Genomic DNA, 19,031 nt, shown 5'->3' on the forward strand with positions numbered 1-19,031 from the left:
TTGTCGGCGGATACACCGCCCGCGGTTCTCCGTGCCGACTACGACGAATCCGACGTAGAGCGGCCGATTCCGGAGGGCGTGAAGGTTGCTGGGCTGACCGGCACCCGCAATGACTACCGCAGTGCGTTCGCCCGCGACCGCGCTCGCGTACTGCACTGCGCGGCACTGCGCCGGTTGGCCGACAAGACCCAGGTCGTGGGTCCACACGAAGGTGATACCCCGCGTACCCGACTGACCCATTCATTGGAAGTGGGTCAGATCGGGCGGGGCATCGCCATCGGTATCGGTTGCGATCCGGATCTGGTCGAGCTGGCCGGACTGGCGCACGACATCGGCCATCCGCCGTACGGACACAACGGTGAACGGGCGCTGGACGAGGTCGCCAGTGCGTTCGGCGGGTTCGAGGGCAACGCGCAGAACTTGCGCATCCTGACCAGGCTCGAGCCGAAACTCCTTGATTCGCAAGGCCGTAGCGTCGGGCTGAACCTGACGCGGGCGTCGCTCGATGCCACGTTGAAATATCCGTGGACACGCAAGAAGCCCGGTAGCAAGTTCGGTGCGTACGACGACGATGCCGCCGCGCTGGCGTGGATCCGGAACGGTCGTACCGATACCCGGCAGTCGCTCGAGTGTCAGGTGATGGACTGGTCCGACGATGTCGCGTACTCCGTCCACGACGTCGAAGACGGTGTGATGGCCGGGCGTATCGATCTTCGCAGCCTCGGTGACCGGACCGAACAGCGCGATCTGGCCGCAGTGGGCCTAAAGGAATTCCCGGACCTGGAAGAAAACGTTCTGGTCGAGGCCGCGGCGCGGTTGTGGGCGATGGACATCGTGCAAGATGTCGGCGCCTACGACGGCACCATGATCCGGTTGGTGGCGCTCAAACGTCTGACCAGTGAGCTCGTGGGACGGTTCGCATCGGCGGCCATCACCACCACCCGTCGAGAGTCGTCCGAGCGGGCGGTCTGTCGTTATGAGGCAGACCTCGTCGTCCCGCCGATCGTCGCCGCCGAGGTCGCGATGCTCAAGACGCTGGCGCTGCGGTTCATCTTCTCCGATCCGCGGCACCGGTCTCATCAGGCCCGTCAGCGTGACCGCATCCACCGGGTGGCCAACTGGCTCCTCCACGCCGCGCCCGGTGGTCTGGATCCGTTGCTGGTACCGGCCTGGAATTCCGCAGCCGACGACGCCGCTCGAGTGCGGGTCGTCGTTGATCAGATCGCCTCGATGACCGAAGGACGCCTCGAGCGGATGGATCGTCAGAACATGGGCGCATCGGCCCACCTGGGCTAAACGTCGGGGGCAGGCGGACTCATAAGGAGTTCCGCCTAGACTGATCTGCGTGGCAGGCCGAATTCCCGATCGTGACATCACGGCAATCCGTGAAAGCACGCACATCGAGGAGATTGTCGGCGACTACGTCGCGCTTCGCAAGGCGGGCGCCGACTCATTGAAGGGGCTCTGCCCCTTCCACGACGAGAAGTCGCCGTCGTTCCATGTGCGTCCCAACCATGGACACTTCCACTGCTTCGGCTGTGGTGAGGGCGGCGACGTCTATTCGTTCCTCCAGAAGGTCGAACACGTCAGCTTCGTCGAAGCCGTCGAGCAGCTGGCCGATCGGATCGGCTATCAGATCAGCTACGAGGGTGGTGGCACCAGTGTCGTGCGTGATCGCGGGACCCGCGCGCGGCTGGTGGCAGCCAACGCAGCGGCGCAGAAGTACTACGCCGAACAGCTGAAGTCGCCGGAGGCCCAAAAGGCCCGCGACTATCTCACGGAACGGTCCTTCGACGGCGCAACGGCACTGCGGTTCGGCTGCGGCTATGCGCCGGCCGGCTGGGACACGATGACCAAGGCTCTGATGACGCAGGGATTCGAGTTCGCCGAACTCGAGGCGGCCGGTCTGTCGAAGCAAGGTCAGCGCGGACCGATCGACCGGTTCCATCGTCGCCTGTTGTGGCCGATCCGGAACCTCGGCGGCGACATCATCGGCTTCGGTGCCCGCAAGTTGTTCGACGACGACAACCTCGGCAAATACATGAACACGCCAGAGACCATGCTGTACAAGAAATCTCAGGTGCTGTTCGGTCTCGATCACGCCAAGAAGAACATCGCCAAGGGACATCAGGCGGTGGTGGTCGAGGGATACACCGACGTCATGGCCATGCACCTGGCCGGCGTGACCACCGCGGTTGCGTCGTGTGGAACCGCCTTCGGCGAAGACCATCTGGCATTGTTGCGGCGGCTGATGATGGACGACAGCTACTTCCGCGGCGAGGTGATCTACACATTCGACGGCGACGACGCCGGAAGAGCTGCGGCACTGAAGGCTTTTGAGGGCGAGCAGAGTATCGCCGGACAGACCTTCGTTGCGGTGGCCCCGGACGGTATGGATCCGTGTGAGCTGCGGCAGATCCATGGTGATGCCGCGGTCCGGGATCTGATCGCCCGTCGTATCCCGATGTTCGAGTTCGCGGTCAAGGCACTGCTGGGCAACCATGATCTGGACACCGCAGAAGGCCGCGTGCATGCGCTGCGCGATGCGGTACCGGTTGTGGCCCGGATTCGTGATGTGGCGCTGCGGGGCGAGTACGCGCGCCAGCTGGCCGGATGGGTGGGCTGGGAAGAAGTCCCGCAGGTGTTGCAGCGAGTGCGTGAGGAATCCGTCAGGCAGGCGAAGGTCGCGCGGTCGGGTGCCCCCGACACCTCGAAGTCGCGGGACCGGCGGGTGCAGACGACAACCCCCTCGGTGCCCGAACCGGATATCGACGCGAAGAACCCGGGAGTGGTGCGGCCACGGCCGTCCGACCCGAAGTTGTGGGCCCAGCGCGAGGCCCTCAAATCGGCGCTGCAGTATCCGGCCATCGCCGGTACCGTCTTCGACTCGTTGCCGCAGGAGTGCTTCACCGAGCCCGCCTACCAGCTGATCCGGGCGGCGATCGAGGCTGCCGGGGGCACCAGCGCATCCCATGGGGGAGCGCAGTGGGTCGAGACGATCGGTCAGTCGATGGACGGCGCGGTTCTGGAGTCGTTGGTCACAGAACTTGCGGTCGAGTCGATGCTGGTGTCGGAGAACATGATCCCGAAGTACATCGGCAGCGTGCTCGCCAGGCTCCAGGAAGTCTGGGTTGGCTCTCAGATCGCTGATCTGAAGTCGAAACTGCGCCGGATGTCACCAGGGGACGACCCAGACGCCTATAACGCTCTATTTGGCGATCTGGTGGCCTTGGAGGCCTATCGGCGGAGTCTGCTGGAGCTGGCCGTGGGACCGGACGAGAACACGGCCTAGTTCGGCCGGGTGTTCGTCGTGCTCAGTTGTTCCGGTATTCGTCCGGACCGAGCACGGTCGTCTCTTCATCGATGGTCCGCAATTCCGTCAGCTTCGGCTGCGTGCTGATCTTCTCGGAGAGCTTCTGCCTGCCGACGTCCACGGCTTTCTTGGTGGCCGGGGACTCGGCGATGGAGCGGTACGCCCGGTTGATCTGCTCGTAGCGCTTTCGGCCGGCCTTGGCCCCCAGGACGTAGCCAATGCCGAGTGCAGCGAGAAATCGAACCATAAGTGCTCAGGCCTCCGTGGTGCAGTGCGCAGCGGACGTCGTCGGTGCGTCCGCCGGGGTGGTGTTCCCATCCTGCCTGATCCCGTCGAGGGTGGGGGAAACTGGCCTACAAAATGCCTGTCACCAGCACGATTTGGCACTCAACCACCCTCATGCGCTAAAGTTCTTTTCGGCCGAAGGGCCAAGATATTCCCCCATAGCTCAATTGGCAGAGCATTCGACTGTTAATCGAAGGGTTACTGGTTCAAGTCCAGTTGGGGGAGCGCAAAGGTCCAGGTCACCCGGTTTCCGCCGAGAGATCTGGACCTTTTTTGCACCCGTCGTCGCCCACGGACCGGTGATCGATGTCCACGATCGTCGACTGCTGTTGGTCCGCACTTCGCCGGCGCATGGCCAACGCGCCGTGGCGGGGGGCGGGTTACGCGAAAGAGGCGCTCACTCGGTAGCATCAGCGAGGTTTGTGGCGACGATTTCGCCGCACATGGGGCGGTAGCTCAGTTGGTTAGAGCCGTGGACTCATAATCCATAGGTCGCGGGTTCGAGCCCCGCCCGCCCCACCATGGTCTCGCGGGTGGACCCCCTTTCGGGCTCATTGCGACGCGATTTTTCGGGCACTCGCCCTGACCCGCAGCGCCCCGAGCAGACCCACCGCCAGGAAGGCCGCGGACACGTAGAGCGAGTAGCGCGTTGCCTCGGCAAACCCGTCGGACAACAAACGCACCACGTCCGGCCCCGTTTCCCTCAGTTGCCCGTGGCCGCCCTGTTCTCGAAGGGCTCCGATGGCACTGCCCGCGGATTCCCGTGTCGCGTCGGAGAGTCGAGTGGCTTCCGGCGGCGGTACTCCGCCTGATTCGAGTGTGTCCGGCAGGTTTTTCGACAACCCGAAAGCCAACACCGCACCGACCACGGCAGTTCCGATGGCTGAACCCAACTGTCGGACGGTGCTCTGTGTTGCTGATCCTTGACCTGATTCCTGCGGCGGTATGTCAGCCAGGGTGATTCCGGTGAGCTGCGCGGAAGCGAGTCCGAGTCCGGTTCCATAGATCACCAGGAGTAGGGCCAAAAGCCACGGTGCCACAGTCGAAGTGACGAATACCGCGACGACGATCACCCCGACGAGTTCCAGGAGCAATCCCAGGATCACCGTCCCGGGGGCACCGATGAGTGCGGTGAGATGCCTTGCGAGCGAACCGGATATGAATGCGCCGCCTGCCATGGCCGCGAGTACGAAGCCGGCCCCCATCGTGCTCAGACCCAGCGCGTTGACGAGATAGAGAGGCATGACGAACAGCAGTCCGAACTCGGCGATCGCCACCGTCATGGCCGTTACGTTGCCCCAGCTGAATGTAGATGTGCGAAAGAGGTTCAAGTCCAGGATCGCGGACCGATGGACTCGCCCGCGATGTCCCTCCCACAACACAAATGCGATCAGCAAGACGATCCCGATCGTGCCGATCGTCGGCACCACGGACAGTGGTGCGTCAGTCGACCACGTCAGTCCGAATAGATGCAGATCTGCTTTCTGCGTCCACCAGCCGAGCGTGCCACCTTCGATGAGGGCGAAGATCAATGCGCCGAAACCCAAGGCACTCAGTAGCAGTCCCGGTACGTCCAGTCCCGGTTCGAGGACGCCGGCGCGCGTTTCGGGAACCACCACGAACGTCGCGATCAGTAGGGCGACGCCGATCGGAACGTTGATGATGAAGATCCACGGCCAGGTGAAGTCCGTGGTGATCCAGCCTCCGAGCAGTGGCCCGATTGCGGCAACGCCTGCGATGACGGCACCCCACACACCGAATGCGACCGCTCTGTCCTTGCCGCGGAAGATGGAGTTCATCGTGGACAACGTGGCAGGCAGGACACATGCGCCACCGACACCCTGCACAGCTCTGGCCATGATCAAGCTGGTCGCACTGTCTGCCGTGGCGGCCACAAGGCTGCCGATAACGAAAATCGTGATTCCGACGACGTACAGCCGGCGACGACCCAATCTGTCGCCGAGGCGGCCTGCGGTGAGCAGGAGTGCGGCAAAGATCACCGAGTAGAGACTGTTGACCCATTGGGCGTCGTCGAAGTTCAACTTCAGATCGTCGACCAGAACCGGGAGCGCCACACCCACAATGGTTCCGTCGATGACGATCATCGCCAGGCCGCCGACCAGAACTATCAGGGCGGCCCACCTATGCCTGGCCACTGAATTCTCGGGCTCCGGCGGGGTCTGTGTATTCGGCTTGTCCATGTCACACTCCTGAGAGGGTGGATTGGTGGATTCACCATATGCCGGTGTGGCGGCCCTGATGCAGCAAATGCTCCGCCTGGATCGATCTGCTCCACTTACACGCGTCCCACGTGGAGCGTTGCGAATAGGCGGAGCGCTTATGAGCGAAATTTGAGCGGTGTGACGCCGATGGGCGTTAAGTTCTTGCGCGCCAGTAGGTGTCACGAAACCATCGTTGATGGAAACGAATTATGTTGTGCTGCAGCGGAGTACGAGGCCCTCGTTGGATGAGTGTGCGGGGTAGTCGAAAACCTTGCGGATTCGTGCGTCGTCAGCGAGAGGAATACCCCGGAAATCGAGAAGTGTGACCTGCGCAATAGGTGGTCCCCACCGTGACTTGCACGATGGGGTGCTCGTCAGGACTGCAGATCGCCGGTACGGGGAATTGGTCTGACAAATGCGTCTGCCCCAACCCTGGTCGGGGTCGGGGCAGACGTGTTCTGGCCGCGCTACGCGGTGGTCCGTGCCCTATTTGTGCGCAATGGCGGGCTCGGATGCGGTGATGTCTAGTGCACTTCGTCGTATGCTTCGATGATCGCTCCCGGAATTCGACCCCGGTCGCTGATCTCGTATCCCTCTTCTTTGGCCCACTCCCGAATCGCTTGTGTGGGAGCCTTTTCGACCTTCTCCGCTGCCCGGCCGCCCTGGCGGGAGGTGTTGACACGCCGCGATGCGCTCAGGTACTTGGCGAGTACCCGGCGGAATTGTTCTGCGTGCTTCGGGGAAGTATCGAACTCATATTGTTTGCCATCGAGTCCCCATCGCACGGTCTCGAATTCTTCGAGAACCTTTCCGTCGAGGTCGTCGATGAACTCTACTACTTGCTTCTTAGCCACTTCTGGACTCTCCACTCATTTTTGCGACCGACGAACACCAATTCGAGGCTGATGGAGGTCAATCATAACAACTTGACCTGAGAAGAAGGCAAAAGAACGCAATAGTTGGGGGTTCGACAAGTCCAAGCATAGATCTGATGGCTTAGAACATCGGCATACAGCGCTCTGATCGTGGATCCCGACATCAACCGAGCGGTGCGCAGATCACTACCGACTTGTCCGTATTACGTTAGGGAATCGGATGGAAATCAGATCAAGAGATCTCTGTTGATCCCGCCCATTCTTGAACCAGACCGCGGATCTCGTCGCGGGTCATTGCGCGGCCGGTTGATGATTCGCTGGCGAAGACCTCTGGGTCCATCTCCGAGCGCATGGTCGCACCAAAAGAGGCGAGCTCGACCACGTCCATCTTCTCCGGGCTGTAGCCGGTGAGTTCGGTCATGTTGTCGACGACACCGATGAGACGGCTCGCGATGTCATGGCGCCCGCGCCGGAAAAGGGCATATGCCAATGTGAACAGCGCGACCATCCAAGAGGTGAGGTCGTAGGCCCGTTCGCAGTATCCGACCATCTGGGCCAGCTTGCGCTCTGCGGGACCATCCCACTTCCCTTGGGCGATATCACTTTTGGCATGTATCCAGAGTGCGGATGCGCCCAGCCAGTCGTAGCCGCAGTCGCGTGCGGTCGCGACGGCGGCATCCAGGTATTCACCCGCCGATACGTGGTTGCCTGCGCGGAAGTCTGCGGTACCCAAGGACATCAAGGCCTCGCCGACAGTCCATGGTGAGTTGTACCTACGACCGATCTCGAGTGCTTCGTCGGCATGTATCCGGGCGGCGTCGACCACGCCGGAGCCGGCTTCGAAAAAGGCCAGTGTCACCGTGGCGTCGCCGCGGGCGACTTGTTCGACCCCGTCATCGGACCGGATATCGAACTCGGCACAGACCTCGCCGAGGCGGGTCAATGCTGCAAACAGGGCCGGGAGGTCGGCGCCGAGGTAGCACATGATCGCGCGACCGGCGATCGCGCGCGACCGGGTGGCGATGGGTACGCTTGTCGGAGCGTCGACAGCGGGTTCGAGCATGCGCATGCCCTCGTCGGCGAAACCCCGCCGAAACCAGAACCAATAAACATTGCCGACAATCTCGAGATATGTCCGCGAATGGGGGTCGACGCAGTCGATCGCAGCGCGGACATTGGCCATCTCGGCGTCGAGGCGACGGGTCCACTGCAAGCAGCGTGGGCCGCGTAGACCCAGATAGGCGGCGGTGGCAAGAGTGACCACCCAGTCGATGTGGGCCTGACGTAGATATGCGGCGCGTTCCGGATCCTGCTGCACCTGTGCGTAGCTGCGGAGGGTTTCGAGCATCATGTAGCGGCGGGGATCACCGCCCATGACCTTGAGCATCGATTTGTTCACCAGTGCGGTCAGGTCGGCGAGGAGTCCGCGGTGGCCGGTGACCTGCTTTGCGGCATCGAGGTCGAAGCCGCCTGTGAAGACCGCGAGATCGCAGAACAACTGCCGCTCGTTCACGGTCAACGACTGGTAGGAACCCTCGATGGCGGCCTGCATCGTGGCATGCCGTTTGTTGGTCCGGGGTCCACCGCGGAGGATCTCGAATCGATCGTCGAGCATGTCGATGATCTGCCGGACCGACAGTGTTGCCGATTGGCCGGCTGCGAGCTCGATCGCCAGCGGCATGTGATCGAGTGCAGCGCAAAGTGTTTCGATGTCCTCGGGCGTGGCGTCGGCTGCGGCGGAACCGGCACGTTCGAGGAAGAGTTCGGCCGAGTCCGCGAGAGGAGGCATCTCGAAGGTCGATTCTCCGGCGACACCCAATGCCTCACGACTCGTGGCGAGTATCCGGACCCGTGGGCACGTGCGCAGGATCGCGGTTGTCAACGCTGCGACCTCGTCGAGTCGGTGTTCGCAATTGTCCAGTACGAGAAGGAAATCGCGGTCGTGCAACAGCGACGTCAGCACCGGGATCCCGCCGTTGAGTGTCAGGCCGAGCGCGGAGACAACCGTGTCGAGTACCGCGGCGGCACTCTGTGCGCCGGCGAGTTCGGCCAGCCATGGGCCGTCGATGTCTTTGCGTTCTCGGGCCACCTCGAGTGCGGCCCGGGTCTTGCCCATGCCCCCGGGGCCGACGAGTGTGACAAGGCGTTGTTCGGCGACGAGGTCGGCGATGTCCTTGATCTGTTCGACACGTCCGACCAGAGAGGTCAGAGCCAACGGTATGTTCCCGGTGGGGCGTTCAGGATTCGCGGTCGGACCCGATTTCGGTGTCGCCCGGAGATCGGGTTGCCCCGACATCAGGAACGAGTCCTGGTTCAGGATCGCACTCTGGAGATCGAGCAGGCTCTGACGTGGATCGGTACCGAGTTCGTCGGCAATACGTTCGCGGGCCGTTCGCAGCGATGCGAGCGCATCACCCTGGTTGCCGGCCCGGTACTGCGCCAGCGCCAACAGTTCCCATGCGCGTTCCCGGAGCGGGTCGGCCGCGACGATGGCTTCGAGCCCCGCAGTGACCGCGGCGTATTCGCCGCAATCGGACCGGGCCGCGAGGTGATCTTCGAGGGCATCGTCGCGAAGGCGTTCGAGGCGGACGGACTCGATGGCGGCGAACTCCCAGTTGGCGGCGTCGGCATAGGCTGGGCCCCACCATAATTCGAGGGCCTCGGCCAACGTGTGCCGCGCTGCGTCGGCGTTTCCCGCGGCCAACTGATCGTGACCTGCCTTTGCCAGGGTCTCGAATCTGCCGGCATCGACCTGTTGGGGGTCGATGGTGAGCGCGTATCCGGTGCCGCGGCGGACGAGGATCGCAGGGGCCGATCGACCACGTTCGGGTTCGAGCGCTTTGCGGAGCGAAGCCACATAACCCTGGAGAGTCAGTTGAGCGGACCGCGGGGGAGTGTCGCGCCAGAGGTCGTCTATCAAGCCGGTATCGGGGACCATCTGGCCACGGGCCATCACCAGTCGGGCGAGCAGAGCGCGGGGGAGTGGTCCACCGAGTGCAACCGGTTCGCCGTCCCGGATGACAGTGAGCGCGCCGAGTACTCGCACCGATATGTCTGGCATGCCATGAGAATAGAGAATCGAGACCATCGCGTCAGATCGGTTTGTCGATCCAGTCGTGGGCGACAGCTGCGTGGATTGCCTTCAGCGCTTTGTTGTCGCGTCGGCGTCGGGGTCCTCTGCCCACAGGCCGATGGATTCCAGATGACGGGTCAGACGTTCGGCGCCATCGGTGAACTGGCGTCGGGTCTGCGCGATCACCTCGTCGCGATCGCCGTTGCGATAGGCGTCGATGAGTTTCGCATGGCTCTCGCAGGCAACTGCTCCCCACTGTGGGTCATTGGCATAGAGCTCATGTGGTGTGTAGCGGGTGGCGTTGAGCAGGAACCAAGCCAGTTTGCCGCCGTCGGCGATGCGGTTGTGGACGCGATGGAACTCGAACTCGGCAGTGGTGACGTCGGCGGGACGCCCGGATTCGACCGCGACCCTGAGCTCGTCGTTGAGTTCGGTGAGTTCGGTGAGTTGTGCCGGCGTCACCGTTTTCGCGATCCGGACCGCGAGTTCGACGGCCAGCACGCCTTGGAGCCAGAAGATGTCCTCGACATCCTGTCGGGTCAGGTCGGCGACCACATATCCGCGATGCGGTGCCAGATTGACCATCCCCTCACCACGCAGGGTGAGCAGTGCCTCGCGCACCGGCGTCACACTGACCTGCAGGTCGACGGCTGTTTCGTCCATCCGGATGAACTCACCCGGGCGGATGGAGCCGGTCATGATGAGATGACGAAGATGGCCGGCCACCTCCTCGGAGAGTTGAGGTCGCCTGCGTAGCGAGTTTCGGGATGTGGCCGCTCGCGATGTGGTCATCAGTGCAAATTACCGCCCGTAGGTCTTGGCAAATCACAGACCGTAGGTCTTGCCGATGATGTCGCGCTGGATCTCGTTGGTTCCGCCATACACGGTGGAAATGATCGCGCCCCGCATCAGGCGCTCTGCATCGAATTCCGTTGCGTAGCCGTATCCACCCATCATCTGCATGCCGTCGATGGTCATCGCCTTGGAGACCTCGGTGGCCTTGAGCTTGGCCATCGACGCTTCGCGCGGCAGCATCTTTGTCGGGTCCGCGTCAGACTGTGCGGCCACGCTGTAGACGAGCAGCTTGGTGCATTCGATCTCGGTGGCATGGTCGGCCAGGCGGTGCCGCAGTGCCTGGAAAGTACCCACCGGGCGGCCGAATTGCTTGCGCTCGCTGACGAATTCGAGGGTGTTGGTGAACGCGCGTTCCGCGACGCCGAGTTGCATGGCGGCCAGGATGAGGCGTTCGGTGTTGAGCCCGCCCATGAGCTGGTTCCAGCCGTTGCCGACCTCGCCGACGACCGCGCTGTCCGGTACACGCACATTGGTGAAATAGAGGTCGTTGACCTCGCGGCCGCCGAGTGTGTCGATCCCGCTGATCTCCAGACCTTCGGTACCCGCAGGAATGTGGAACTGGGTCAGGCCCTCGTGCTTCTTGCCGGTGCGATCCGTGCGGGCGACGAGCAGGATGCTCTTGGCGAAGTGCGCGTTGGAGCACCAGGTCTTCTGTCCGTTGATGACCCAGCCGCCGTCGACCTTCTCGGCCCGGCAAGTGAGGGCGGCGACGTCGGAACCCGCCCCGGGTTCGGACATCGAGATCGAGAGTGACTCGCCCGCAACCACATCGGCGAGGACTTCTTTTTTCAACTGCTCGTTTGCGAACTTCTGGTAGGCCGCGGCCGTGATCAGGGTCGGACCGATTCCACCGATCGGGGCGTTGCCACGCATCGCTTCTTCGAGCAGGATGCACATCTCCATGTTTCCGGCGCCGGCGCCGCCGTACTCCTCGGGCACCAGGATTCCGGCCCATCCGAGGTCGGCCATCTTCTTGTAGAGCTCCACCGAGTGCAGCTCTGTGCCGCCTGCGGTCAGTGCGTCGCGTTGTTCGCGGGTGCCTGCCTCGCGGGCGCAGAAATCTGCGACCGACTTGGCGAAGTCGGTCTGTTCAGACGTGAAAGTGGTCATGACGATGCTCCTGGCTAGGGGTTCGGCTCGGGCTGAACCTAACACATCACATATATTTGATGGAATACCTGCAGATGGGCGACTGGCGTGCGGGAGGCGGTGTGGTGCAGGTCTCTGGAGGGCTTACATTGGCGGCATGAGTCCGAAAGCGAAGGTTGATCGAACCGGGGAACCCGGCGACGAGCAGGTAGCACCTGAACCCGCGACGACCATGTCCGCGCCGACCGAGCCCCCGGCGCCGACGACAGCCGAAACCGAGATCACGGCGACCGACACCGATTCCGAGGTCCGGTCGGATCCGTCGCCCTTCGATTCCGCCGAGTTCCTCGAGGCGAATCGCCGGAACCGCGACAAGATGCGCGCGACCGCCGAGGCCAAGCGAGCCAAGGAAGCGGCCCGCGCGCAGCGGCGCTCCAATCGTGGAGGTGGCGTCGGGGCGAAGTCGGCTGAGTCGGCCGGCGATGCGCCGGTCCGTCGAAGTGTCGGCTGGTTGGTTCCGGTGCTCTCGGTCCTGCTGATCGCGGCGTTGGTGGCGACCGGGGTGCTGGCCTACCTGTATCGCGAGGCCGACAACCGGGCGTCCGGCGACGATCAGCTCAACGAACTGCGACCCGGCGCGGTCGAGGTTGCAGGTCAATATGCCGCGGATCTGCTGACCTACGACTCCGCGAACTTCGCCGAGCTCGATTCGCGGATCACCGACATTTCGACCCCGGCATTCGCCAAGGACTTCATCGAGGGGTCGAGGCAGGCTCGTGAAGGCAGCGCGAGTGCGCAGGCGGTTGCATCGGCGAAAGTCAAAGAGGCCGCACTGCAATCGATTTCACCGACCACCGCGGTGGTACTGGTGGCGATGGATCAGAGGGTCAAGTCGCCGCAAACAGATGCCGAACTGCCCGAAGGGATTTCGTATCAGTCGATGGTCAAGGTGACGCTCGCACTGGTGGACGGGGTATGGCTGCTCGCGGACCTCGCGGTCGTCTGAGCCAAATCGCCATCCTGGGCGGGGTCAGGTGCTCGGGCGCAGGATCGTGGTCATCACGGCCTCGATGCGACGCTTGGTGGCCGGACGGGGATCGTAACGCACCCAGTTGCCGAGGTCGAGAACGGTGTTGAAGGCCGCGTGCACCAGGTACCGGGCCTCGACGGGATGCACGCCCGGCCTGACCTGGCCGACCAGTTGTGCCCACTCCTCGACGTTGCGACGTTGCTGATCACGGAGTTCGACCCGTTGGGGTTCGGGCACACTGCCGATTTCTGACAGGTAGAGGTTGAGCAGATCGCTGTTCGCGAACGAGAGATCGACGTATTTGCCGACCAGTTTGTCGACGGCTTCGTCCGGTGTCGCGGACTCGGCGAGGGCGTCGCTGATTCCCGCGGTGATGCGTTCGCTGGCCCGCGAAAAGGCGGTCGACAGCATGGCGACCTTGGTGTCGAAGTGTCGGTACACGCCCGACTGGTTCATGCCGACCGCGGCGCCGATCTCTTCCATCGTCACGTCGTGGAATCCGCGCGCACTCATCAACCGGATCGCTTCGGTCAGCAGCGCCTCGCGCTTTGATGCCATCGGAAGTCCAACAGGTGCGGCCGGTCGTGCGGTCGATGGTGTCAGATCGTTCGGCGGCAGATCGGTACGTGCCACATTCATTGCGGCGTCGAGGATCACGGCCTCGATCCGCTTGCGGGGTAACGAGGCCCGGTGCGTGGTGATCGATCCGATGACGCTGAGCACCGCGCCGCTGAGGTATTGCGCATCGGTGCCGAGGCGACCCGGCTGCGGTGTACCCCCGGTCGCCAGGTCCGGGTGTATCTGGTCCAGAAGTGCGGCGAACCGGGCATGCATCCGGCCGACCAGCTCACCGAGGTGCCTGCGGTCCTCTGGATTCAGGTATCGCGCCTCCCATCGGTAGAGGGCGCCACGGGATCGGTTCTCGATCGTGGTCCGGGTGAGTTCGGTGATGAGCAGATGCAACTCGCGTTCGGGATCGCCTGGCAGGACCGGCACCTGTGCGATCGCGTGATCCAGGTCGGAGCCAAGGGTTCGGACCGTCTCGGAGAACAGTGCGTACTTGTTGGGGAAGTGTCGATACAGCGCCGGGCCGCTGATGCCCACCTGCCCGGCGATCTGATCGACACCGGTGGCGAAATAACCCTGTTCGCTGAAGGACTCGGCGGCCACACGAATTATCTGTTCGCGGCGGTCCTTCGGTCGCTGCCGAGTTTTCGGTGCGACGGCAGCGGGTGTGGGGGCGTCGTTGACGCGTCCGTTGGCGGAAGCCATTTATCCATGTTAGCGGCAGGTACCGATCATCTGCACCAGAGGGGCCGGGTCCCGCCGACCAGCGAGGACAAGCGCTCGCAAACACTTGACGCGTCCGGCGTGGATCTGACAAGTTAATGTGGATTCACGTGATCTACATCGCAATTGTGAGTATTTGAGCTTAGGGTGGCGACCATGCCAGGGGACAAAGGCCTGATTACATCTGTCGACGATCGGGGCGTTGCACGCGTCCTGATCAACCGGCCTACCCGGAAGAACTCCATCGACTCGGCGGCAAACACAGCGCTGACCGAAGTGTTCGGGAAGTGGGCGGTCGACCCCTCGGTTCGGGTCGTGGTCATCGGGGCTCCGGGCCGGGACTTCTGCACCGGCGCCGACCTCATCGAAATGGCCACGGCACCGCCGCCGACCTCCGAGGACGAAGCGCGCCTGCGCGCCGAGCGGACCATCAATGCCGGTTCCGACGTCGTCCGGGCGATCCGGGGGTTGCAGGTTCCGGTCGTCGCGGTTGTCGATGGTGCGGCGGTCGGCATCGGCGCCTCGATCGCCTTTGCCTCGGACCTGATCTATGCCTCCGACACGGCGTACTTTCTACTCGCCTTCGTCAACATCGGTCTGATGCCCGACGGCGCCGCGACGGCGACAGTCGCTGCGGCCGTCGGTCGCGCCCGCGCCAATGAACTGGCGCTGCTCGGTGAGCGCCTGCCTGCGACCCAGGCGTTCACCGACGGACTGGTGACCGCTGTTCTGCCGTCAGAAGCGTTGTCGGAGAAGGTTGATCAAGTCGTGGACAAGCTACTCTCGGCGTCGCCCCGGGCACTGGCCCTGACCAAGAAGGCCATCGATGCCCAGACGATGACCGGCTTCGATCTGGCTTTGCAGCTGGAGACCGAAGGTCAGACAGAACTGTTGCAATCACCCGAATTCGCGGCTCTCATCACCGCATTCGCACGTGGCAAAAAGGCAAAACCGACGGCGGCATCTCAGTAGCATTCGAAACATCATCGCCGGGGGTCGATTTCGGCGAATGGTACATAACAAGGAAGCGGAAAATGACGAGCACCACATTGCCCCAATCCGATCATCTCGTCTCCGAACCGTTCCGGTCTCGGCGCAACAACTGGAACACCCATGTCCGTCGCCACGCGGCGATGAAGCCCGACGCGGCCGCCTTACGGTTCGGCGGGCAGAACACCTCGTGGAAGCAACTGGACGACCGGTCCACCGCATTCGCCGCAGCGCTGTACCGCCGCGGGGTGCGCTTCGGTGACCGGGTGCTGGTGTTGATGCTCAACCGCAGCGAATACGTCGAGGTGATCTTCGGCGCCAACCTGATCGGTGCGATCGCGGTGCCGGTCAACATCCGGATGACACCGCCCGAGATCGGCTTCCTGATCGCCGATTCGGGTGCCACCGTGATCGTCACCGAGTCGCTGCTTGCCCCGCTGGCAGATGCGGTCCGGGGGAGTACGCCCGGTGTCGAGAACCTGGTCATCGTCGGGCCCTCCGATGTGGAAAATGCTCTCGACTTCGAGACCCTCCTCGCCGAGGATCCGTCCGACCTGCCGGCGATCGATGTGCCCGAGAACTCGACCGCCATGATCATGTACACCTCGGGAACCACGGGTAAACCCAAGGGCGCCATGCTTTCTCATTCGAACATGCAGGCGCAGGCGGTGACGTGTATCACGGCACTGCAGATTCGAATCGACGACATCGGCTCGTGTGTGGCACCGATGTTCCACATCGCGGCGATGGGTGCGATGGCACCGCTGTTCTACATGGGCGTGCCCACGGTGATCCATCCACTGGGTGCATTCGATCCCGAGGCGTTGCTGGATGTTCTGGAGGCAGAACGGATCACATCGATCTTCCTGGTGCCTGCACAGTGGCAGGTCGTGTGTGCCGTCCAGCAGGCCAAGCCGCGCAACCTCAAACTCCGGGTCATCTCGTGGGGCGCGGCGCCGGCCTCGGACACCGTGTTGCGCGCGATGTCCGACACCTTCCCGGATGCGGTGAACGTCGCGGTGTTCGGGCAGACCGAGATGTCGCCGATCACCTGTGTGCTCGAAGGCAAGGATGCGTTGCGCAAACTCGGTTCGGTGGGTCAGGTGATCCCGGCCGTGCAGGCACGCGTGGTCGATGCGGAGATGAACGATGTCCCGGTGGGTGAGGTCGGCGAGATCGTCTACCGCGGTCCGACGATGATGGAAGGCTATTGGCAGAACCCACAGGGGACGGCGGATGCGTTTGCCGGTGGGTGGTTCCATTCCGGAGATCTGGTGCGAATGGACGAAGAGGGGTTCGTCTACGTCGTCGATCGCAAGAAAGACATGATCATCTCCGGTGGCGAGAACATCTACTGCGCCGAGGTCGAGAATGCGCTCTTCGCCCATCCGAAGATCCTCGAGGCCGCGGTGGTGGGCCAGGCCGATGATCGCTGGGGCGAGGTACCGGTGGCGATCGTCGTCTTGAAGCCGGAGCAGACGCTCGAGTTCGACGAACTCATCGAGTTCCTGAACGAACACCTCGCACGGTTCAAGCAGCCGAAGGAACTGATCATCATCGATGAATTGCCGCGCAACGCGTCCGGCAAGGTCATCAAGCCGTCGCTTCGCAAGGAGTATGGCGGCAAGGATGCCGGGCTGCACTGACCACTTATACAAACTGCCACTGGCGGCAAAACTGAAACACGTTACACTTTTTTCAAGACCGTGACTGCGGTCACTGTCCGGCTGGAAGATGCCGCTCCGGCCAAGGCCGGGCGGGCTTTTGTAGGCACCTTGCGTGCCGCGATTGGGAGGTTCGATGAAGACAAAAGGCGCATTGCTCAGGAACTTCAACGAGAAGTGGGCGATCGAGGAGATCGAAATCGGTGACCCGCGGTGCAGCGAGGTCAAAATCCGGATGGAAGCTGCGGGCATGTGCCACTCCGACCACCATCTGGTGACCGGTGGGATCCCGATGGGTGGGTTCCCCGTGCTCGGTGGGCACGAGGGTGCCGGCGTTATCGAGCAGGTCGGTGAGGGTGTCACCGATTTCGAGGTCGGCGACCACGTGGTGCTCTCGTTCATCCCGTCGTGTGGCAAGTGTCCGTCGTGTCGATCGGGCCTGAGCAACCTGTGCGACTTCGGCGCCATGCTCCTGCAAGGTGAAGCGGTGTCGGATCATACGTTCCGAATCCAGACCGCCGCAGGGGAGAACGTCTACCCGATGACCCTGCTCGGCACCTTCTCGCCGTACATGGTGGTGCACGAGACGTCCGTCGTGAAGATCGACCCGTCGATCCCGTTCGAGGTCGCCTGCCTCGTAGGTTGTGGTGTGCCGACCGGGTACGGATCGGCCACCCACAGCGCCAATGTGAAGCCGGGAGAAGACGTAGCGATCGTCGGCTGTGGAGGTGTGGGTATCGCTGCGCTCCAGGGCGCCGTGATCTCGGGTGCCCGCAACGTCTTCGCCATCGATCCGGTGGAGTGGAAGCGCGAGCAAGCTCTGAAGTTCGGCGCGACCCACGCGTTTGCCAGCGTCGAAGAGGCGGCCATGACCATCGCCGAGGTGACCGCCGGAGCCATGGCCAAGAAGGTCATCGTCACCGTCGGTGAGGTGCAGGGCAAGGACGTCGACCTGTGGATGGGCATCACCGCCAAGGCCGGTACCTGCGTGCTGACCGCCATGGGCAACATGATGGAAACCGATGTGACGCTCAACCTCGCGATGCTGACACTGCTCCAGAAGAATCTGCAGGGCACGATCTTCGGCGGCTCCAGCCCCAAGATCGATATCCCGCAACTGCTCTCGATGTACAAGCTCGGCAAGCTCAACCTCGATGACATGGTCACGCGGCAGTACCGCCTCGACCAGATCAACGAGGGCTACCAGGACATGCTGGACGGCAAGAACATTCGCGGCGTGATTCGTTACACCGACGAGGACCGCACCGTCTGATCGCTGGATCCAACCCAACGGCCGCGGGCCGGTGAGTGCCACGCACTCACCGGCCCGCGGCCGTTGTGATGTGTTCGTCGTGGTGTCCGGGCCGGGGCAGTTGCCGCGCACGCACCGGGCGTGATGGCATGGGCACCATGCTCAAGCAACTCGACAGCTGGCCCGTGGATCTGGTCTCGGCGGCGGTGGTGTCCGGTGGACAGGTGATCGAACAATACGGTGACACCGAGCACGTGTTCGCACTCGCGTCGGTGACCAAACTGCTTGCCGCGCACGCGGCGCTTGTGGCGATCGAGGAGGGCGCAATCGAACTCGATCAATCGGCAGGCCCGCCCGGCTCCACCGTGCGGCACCTACTCGCGCACGCCTCGGGCCTCGACTTCGGCAGCCGCGAGGCCGTGGCAGGCGTGGGGGAGCAGCGCATCTATTCGAGCGCCGGGTTCGAGGTGCTGGCCGAGTTGATCGAGACCGAGGCCGACATCGCCTTCGACGAATACCTCGCGCAGGCCATCTGCGAACCGCTCGGGATGACGTCGACCACCCTGCGCGGCTCGGCCGGGCACGGGGCGGATTCGTCGGTTGCGGATCTGGCCGCGTTCGCCGGGGAACTACTCGCGCCGAAGTTGGTCTCCGCGGACTTGTTTCGCGAGGCGACATCGGTGCAGTTCCCGGGGCTGGACGGCTTCGTCCCGGGGTATGGCAAACACCGGCCCTGCGACTGGGGCCTGGGGTATGAGGTGCGCTCGCACAAGAGTCCGCACTGGACGGGGAGCCAGAACAGCCCGGAGACCTTCGGTCACTTCGGCCAGTCGGGGACGTTCCTGTGGGTGGACCCGGCGTTGTCCGCGGCCTGTGTGGTTCTCACCGATCGGGCCTTCGGCGCCTGGGCGAAGCCGCTGTGGAGTGACTTCAACGATTCACTGGTGTCAGCTCTTTCGGATTGAAAACTATTTTCACTCAATACGCATGCGACACTAGCGCAACACGGGTCACTTGAGGCACAATAAATAACAAGTGTGTGGTATCCACTGTGGTTTCGCCAGGCGTTGGGGAAGACGTTCCTCGTCGAAAC

The 19,031-nt window shown here is 63.2% G+C and carries 14 protein-coding genes and 2 tRNA genes; 9 read left to right on the forward strand and 7 right to left on the reverse strand.

The genetic code is table 11. From position 1 onward, the window contains the following. Nucleotides 1-1,296 (forward strand): deoxyguanosinetriphosphate triphosphohydrolase, encoded by a 1,296-nt coding sequence (locus AC1TPF_RS11655; protein WP_482137210.1) that lies wholly within the window; start codon nucleotides 1-3, stop codon nucleotides 1,294-1,296. Nucleotides 1,297-1,345: 49 nt separating this feature from the next. Beyond that, nucleotides 1,346-3,292, forward strand: a complete 1,947-nt coding sequence (dnaG, locus tag AC1TPF_RS11660; protein ID WP_482134977.1) for a DNA primase — start codon at nucleotides 1,346-1,348, stop codon at nucleotides 3,290-3,292. A gap of 22 nt (nucleotides 3,293-3,314) precedes the next feature. On the opposite strand, the gene AC1TPF_RS11665 is transcribed toward dnaG, so the two are convergent. Beyond that, nucleotides 3,315-3,560 (reverse strand): hypothetical protein, encoded by a 246-nt coding sequence (locus tag AC1TPF_RS11665; RefSeq protein ID WP_482134976.1) that lies wholly within the window; start codon nucleotides 3,558-3,560, stop codon nucleotides 3,315-3,317. A 190-nt stretch (nucleotides 3,561-3,750) separates the two neighbouring features. Here AC1TPF_RS11665 and AC1TPF_RS11670 point away from each other — a divergent pair. Together AC1TPF_RS11670 and AC1TPF_RS11675 are read left to right on the forward strand one after the other, a co-directional pair. After that, a tRNA-Asn gene (locus AC1TPF_RS11670) sits at nucleotides 3,751-3,823 on the forward strand. Nucleotides 3,824-4,043: 220 nt separating this feature from the next. Then, nucleotides 4,044-4,120, forward strand: a tRNA-Ile gene (locus AC1TPF_RS11675). A 29-nt stretch (nucleotides 4,121-4,149) separates the two neighbouring features. Here the strand turns inward: AC1TPF_RS11675 and AC1TPF_RS11680 are convergent. The 5 genes from AC1TPF_RS11680 to AC1TPF_RS11700 all read right to left on the reverse strand — a co-directional run bounded on the left by AC1TPF_RS11680 (nucleotide 4,150) and on the right by AC1TPF_RS11700 (nucleotide 11,733). Further along, nucleotides 4,150-5,799: a DHA2 family efflux MFS transporter permease subunit gene (locus AC1TPF_RS11680; RefSeq protein ID WP_482143913.1), complete on the reverse strand. Its 1,650-nt coding sequence runs from the start codon at nucleotides 5,797-5,799 to the stop codon at nucleotides 4,150-4,152. 545 nt (nucleotides 5,800-6,344) lie between these two features. Further along, nucleotides 6,345-6,674 carry a histone-like nucleoid-structuring protein Lsr2 gene (locus AC1TPF_RS11685; RefSeq protein WP_482134973.1) on the reverse strand — a complete coding sequence of 110 codons (330 nt, stop codon included), beginning with the start codon at nucleotides 6,672-6,674 and terminating at the stop codon, nucleotides 6,345-6,347. A 253-nt stretch (nucleotides 6,675-6,927) separates the two neighbouring features. Then, the gene (locus AC1TPF_RS11690; protein ID WP_482143915.1) at nucleotides 6,928-9,756 is read right to left on the reverse strand and encodes an AfsR/SARP family transcriptional regulator; all 2,829 of its coding nucleotides are present in this window, start codon (nucleotides 9,754-9,756) and stop codon (nucleotides 6,928-6,930) included. Between the two features lie 81 nt (nucleotides 9,757-9,837). Next, nucleotides 9,838-10,560 (reverse strand): GntR family transcriptional regulator, encoded by a 723-nt coding sequence (locus AC1TPF_RS11695; RefSeq protein ID WP_482134971.1) that lies wholly within the window; start codon nucleotides 10,558-10,560, stop codon nucleotides 9,838-9,840. Nucleotides 10,561-10,593: 33 nt separating this feature from the next. After that, on the reverse strand, nucleotides 10,594-11,733 hold the full coding sequence (locus AC1TPF_RS11700; RefSeq protein WP_482143917.1) for an acyl-CoA dehydrogenase family protein: 1,140 nt from the start codon (nucleotides 11,731-11,733) through the stop codon (nucleotides 10,594-10,596). 136 nt (nucleotides 11,734-11,869) lie between these two features. On the opposite strand from AC1TPF_RS11700, the gene AC1TPF_RS11705 reads away from it, so the two are divergent. Next, nucleotides 11,870-12,718: a hypothetical protein gene (locus tag AC1TPF_RS11705; protein ID WP_482134969.1), complete on the forward strand. Its 849-nt coding sequence runs from the start codon at nucleotides 11,870-11,872 to the stop codon at nucleotides 12,716-12,718. A 24-nt stretch (nucleotides 12,719-12,742) separates the two neighbouring features. Here the strand turns inward: AC1TPF_RS11705 and AC1TPF_RS11710 are convergent, their stop codons facing one another. Beyond that, nucleotides 12,743-14,014: a TetR/AcrR family transcriptional regulator gene (locus AC1TPF_RS11710; RefSeq protein ID WP_482134968.1), complete on the reverse strand. Its 1,272-nt coding sequence runs from the start codon at nucleotides 14,012-14,014 to the stop codon at nucleotides 12,743-12,745. Between the two features lie 174 nt (nucleotides 14,015-14,188). On the opposite strand from AC1TPF_RS11710, the gene AC1TPF_RS11715 reads away from it, so the two are divergent. The 4 genes from AC1TPF_RS11715 to AC1TPF_RS11730 all read left to right on the forward strand — a co-directional run bounded on the left by AC1TPF_RS11715 (nucleotide 14,189) and on the right by AC1TPF_RS11730 (nucleotide 18,903). Next, entirely contained in the window at nucleotides 14,189-15,004 is an 816-nt protein-coding gene (locus AC1TPF_RS11715; protein ID WP_482143918.1) for an enoyl-CoA hydratase-related protein, read from the forward strand. A gap of 62 nt (nucleotides 15,005-15,066) precedes the next feature. Beyond that, nucleotides 15,067-16,668 carry a fatty-acid--CoA ligase FadD5 gene (gene fadD5, locus AC1TPF_RS11720; RefSeq protein WP_482134965.1) on the forward strand — a complete coding sequence of 534 codons (1,602 nt, stop codon included), beginning with the start codon at nucleotides 15,067-15,069 and terminating at the stop codon, nucleotides 16,666-16,668. Between the two features lie 154 nt (nucleotides 16,669-16,822). Further along, the gene (locus AC1TPF_RS11725) at nucleotides 16,823-17,959 is read left to right on the forward strand and encodes an NDMA-dependent alcohol dehydrogenase (protein WP_482134964.1); all 1,137 of its coding nucleotides are present in this window, start codon (nucleotides 16,823-16,825) and stop codon (nucleotides 17,957-17,959) included. Between the two features lie 128 nt (nucleotides 17,960-18,087). Then, a complete protein-coding gene (locus tag AC1TPF_RS11730) occupies nucleotides 18,088-18,903 on the forward strand; it encodes a serine hydrolase domain-containing protein (RefSeq protein WP_482143920.1) in 816 nt (271 codons plus the stop codon). Nucleotides 18,904-19,031 lie beyond the last annotated feature (128 nt).

The organism is Williamsia sp. Y853 (assembly GCF_056786495.1).